This window comes from uncultured Gemmiger sp. (assembly GCA_944388105.1).
GTDB lineage: Bacteria > Bacillota > Clostridia > Oscillospirales > Ruminococcaceae > Gemmiger.
Genome location: CALXHN010000151.1, coordinates 1 through 3518, shown reverse-complemented (window position 1 = coordinate 3518; position 3518 = coordinate 1). Strand labels below are relative to the sequence as shown.

The following is a 3518-nucleotide window of genomic DNA, read 5'->3' as shown; positions in this document are numbered from 1 at the left end:
CTGTTGGCAAAGTTGATCATGTCCGGGGTGTAGCCGCCGGCGGGGCGCATGTTCACTTCCAGGGCCACATAGTCTCCCTTTTTGCCAAGGCCTTCCTTGTCCTCATTCAGGCGGAAGAACTCGCAGTGGAAGAACCGGCTCTTGGCGCCGAAAGCCTTGATGGTGGCAAAACCCACCTTGCGCAGGTCTTCGGGCACCCGTTTCTGGGTCCAGTAAGCCAGATCCCCCTGGGTGTTCACAATGTCCATGATGGGGGTGGGGAAGTAGTTGCTGGTGTAGAACAAGGGCACGCAATGGCTGTCAGCCACGCCGTCAAAGCTGACGATGGTGCCGTTGATGAACTCCTCCATAATGTAGGGCACTTCCGGGCGGCAAGCGTAGAAGTCCAGCAGGTCACCCTCGTTTTCCAGCTTGTAGGTGGCTTCGGCGCCGCAGCCGTTGTCCGGCTTGACGATGACCGGGTAGCCGACCTGCTTGATGAATTCTTTGGCTGCCTCCAGGGTGGAGACCATGTGGTGGCGTGCCACCGGAACCCCGGCGGCGCGGTAGCTGTCCTTCATCTTGCTTTTGAACTTGATGCGCTGGATGAAGTCGTTCTTGGCGCCGGTGTTGATGTTGAAATCGGTGCGCAGGGCGGCGTCCAGTTCCAGCCAGTATTCGTTGTTGCTTTCCACCCAGTCGATCTTGCCGTATTCATGGGTGAAATACCCCATGGCCCGCACCATCTGGTCGTAATCTGCCAGACTGTCTACCCGGTAGTACTCGGTCAGGGTGGCTTTCAGCTCATCGGGGATCTCCTCATAGGGGGCATCTCCGATGCCCAGCACATTCACGCCGTTGCGCTTGAGCCGGTCACAGAAATTCCAGTATGTTTTGGGAAAATGGGGTGAGATAAACACGAAATTCATTTTATAAATTCCTCCTCACAAGGGTCACACCGCCGCACCGCGGTGCCGCACATCACACAAAACGGTTGCTTTGGGGGTCGTACTCAAACCCGACTTCACGCAGGGCACGGCACAGTTCGGCCCGATCCACGTTTTCTTCCGCGCAGAAATCGTCCAGATCGATGTGCCGGTCACGCAGCTGGGTATTGACATAGCTGAACAGGATCATAGGATCACGGGGCAGCATGGAAAAACCTCGCTTTCATTATTCCGCGTACAAGAGTCTGCATATAGAAGAAAAAGCCGGCCACAAACCGTGACCGGCATTTTTTCCATCCAAATCAGACCGCGCGGGTGACCTTACCCGAGCGCAGGCAGCGGGTGCAGGCGTAGATATACTTCGGGGACCCATCCACGACAGCTTTTACGCGCTTCACGTTGGGGCTCCAGGTACGATTGCTCCGACGGTGGGAGTGGGATACCTTGATGCCGAACGCAACACCCTTGCCACAGCATGCACATTTGGCCATAGCTTGCACCTCCTTTAACATAGCTGTATTATCATATCAAATCCTGCGGCAAAATGCAAGGGTTTTTTCAAAATATTGTAAAAATAATCCCCGGCCGGCCGCTCTTTCCGCAAGGAAGCAACCCCCAAATACAGGTCTGCCCTTGTGCTGGGGGACAGGATACAGTATAATAACAAAGGTAAGTATATGTCAAACAAGTGAGGAATCTGCCCATGAACGGCCTGCTTGGCATTGGAGTTTTATATGATTACGCGGTCCGGGCCCTGGTGGTGCTCATCGTCATCCCGTTCCATGAGGCGGCCCATGCCCTGGTCAGCTGGCTGCTGGGGGATCCCACGGCCAAAAACGCGGGGCGGCTATCCTTAAACCCACTGCGCCATTTTGACCCGCTGGGCACTTTGTGCATGGTGCTGGGCGGGGTCGGCTGGGCAAAGCCGGTGAGCATCAATCCCCGCCGTTTCCGTGACCCGAAGATCGGCATGGCGGTTTCGGCGGCTGCGGGGCCCGTTTCCAACTTTCTGCTGGGGTTTGTTTCTACCATTATATATAAGGCGGTCTGGTATGCCAGCGCGGGGCAGGCGCCGCAGCTGGTCATGGACTTTTTGTGGTATATGATTGCCATGAACATCAGCCTGGGCGTGTTCAACCTGATCCCGGTCCCGCCCTTTGACGGCAGCCGGATTGCGCTGCTGTTTCTGCCCCGCAGCCTGTATTTCCGGGTCATGCAGTATGAGCGGTACATCATGGCGGCGGTGCTGATTCTGGTGCTGCTGGGCCTTCTGAACGCGCCGCTGGGCTTTTTTGTCAATATTGTGTACCGGGCGTTCATGAACGCCACCGGTTTTGTGGAGGCCGCCTTCGGCCTGTTATAAGGGGAATATCAGTTTACATGGAGACCTTGACCTTTCACGTTGAAGATTTTGAAGGCCCGCTGGATTTACTGCTGCATCTGGTGGGCAAGAATAAGATGAACCTCTATGACATCAATATCATGGAACTCATCGAACAGTACACGGCAGCCATCGCCACCATGCAGCAGGACCACATGGAACTTTCCAGTGAATTCATCGACATGGCGGCGCACCTGGTACAGATGAAAAGTGCCTTGCTGCTGCCCCGCAGTCCTGAGGCGGAACGGATGAAGGCGGAGCTTACCGGCCGCCTGATCGAATACAGCGTCTGCAAAAAGGTGGCGGCTGCGCTGGGCAGCCGTGCCCGGGACCTGTACACTGCCGTGCGTGCCCCCATGCCGCTGGAAGGTTCCGCGGAATATTCCCGCCCCCAGGACCCGGATAAGCTGGTACAGGCCTGGTTCAACCTGATGGGCCGGAGTCTGCGCCGCCGCAAGCCCCAGCAGGAGCGGTTTGAACCTTTGGTCACGGCTCCTTTTGTGTCGGTGGCCAGCCGGGTAGCCCATGTGCTGCGGGGCCTTTTGCGGGGCAGCCTTCACCGGATGGGGCAGCTGTTCAGCCGGGAGGAGAGCCGCAGCACCAACGTGGCCACCTTTCTGGCATTGCTGGAACTGATCCGTGCCGGACGCATCAAGGTGGATGATTCCGGCAGCCTGCAGATGGACCGCACCCGCCGCCCGCGGCAGAGAAAACAAACAGCAGGGGAGGCAACCGCCCATGAATGAACGTCAGAAACTCGGCGCAATGGAAGCCATGCTTTTCGCCAACGGGGAACCCGTGGAGGCGGGCCGGCTGGCCGAGGCCATGCGCATTGAAACCGAAGAGGCCCAGAATCTGCTGCGTACCCTGCAGGGAGAATACGATGCCCGGGAAAGCGGCATGGTCCTGCTGCGCTTTGAAGGGGACCGCTGGCAGCTGACCACACGCCCGTATTACGGGGATATCGTCAAGCGTATTCTGGATACCCGCCATAACGCGCCGCTGTCCCCGGCGGCGCTGGAAGTGCTGGCGGTCATTGCGTACAACCAACCGGTTTCCCGCAGCTTTATCGAACAGGTGCGCGGGGTGGATTCCTCCTCCACCGTGGCCAAACTGCTGGAACGCGGTCTCATTGAAGAAGCCGGCCGCCTGGACCTGCCGGGCAAGCCGGTGGCCTTCCGGGTCACGGATACTTTCCTGCGGGTGTTCGG

General features: G+C 57.9%; 6 protein-coding genes. 3 read left to right on the top strand and 3 right to left on the bottom strand.

The window, feature by feature from the left end; translation table 11 throughout:
- From Q0K17_RS10930 to rpmB, 3 genes are all read right to left on the bottom strand, one after another.
- A partial coding sequence (locus tag Q0K17_RS10930) for an ATP-grasp domain-containing protein (protein WP_294542940.1) occupies positions 1-908 on the bottom strand: 908 nt, incomplete at its 3' end.
- A 52-nt stretch (positions 909-960) separates the two neighbouring features.
- Entirely contained in the window at positions 961-1134 is a 174-nt protein-coding gene (locus Q0K17_RS10925) for a DUF4250 domain-containing protein (protein ID WP_294542939.1), read from the bottom strand.
- A gap of 94 nt (positions 1135-1228) precedes the next feature.
- The gene (gene rpmB / locus Q0K17_RS10920; RefSeq protein WP_204645797.1) at positions 1229-1417 is read right to left on the bottom strand and encodes a 50S ribosomal protein L28; all 189 of its coding nucleotides are present in this window, start codon (positions 1415-1417) and stop codon (positions 1229-1231) included.
- Positions 1418-1629: 212 nt separating this feature from the next.
- Between rpmB and Q0K17_RS10915 the strand changes: the two genes are divergently transcribed.
- The 3 genes from Q0K17_RS10915 to scpB all read left to right on the top strand — a co-directional run.
- The gene (locus Q0K17_RS10915) at positions 1630-2289 is read left to right on the top strand and encodes a site-2 protease family protein (protein ID WP_294542938.1); all 660 of its coding nucleotides are present in this window, start codon (positions 1630-1632) and stop codon (positions 2287-2289) included.
- A gap of 17 nt (positions 2290-2306) precedes the next feature.
- Positions 2307-3053 (top strand): segregation/condensation protein A, encoded by a 747-nt coding sequence (locus Q0K17_RS10910; RefSeq protein ID WP_294542937.1) that lies wholly within the window; start codon positions 2307-2309, stop codon positions 3051-3053.
- The coding region (gene scpB / locus Q0K17_RS10905) for an SMC-Scp complex subunit ScpB (protein WP_294542936.1) at positions 3046-3518 on the top strand (473 nt) is incomplete at its 3' end. The genes Q0K17_RS10910 and scpB, both read left to right, overlap by 8 nt.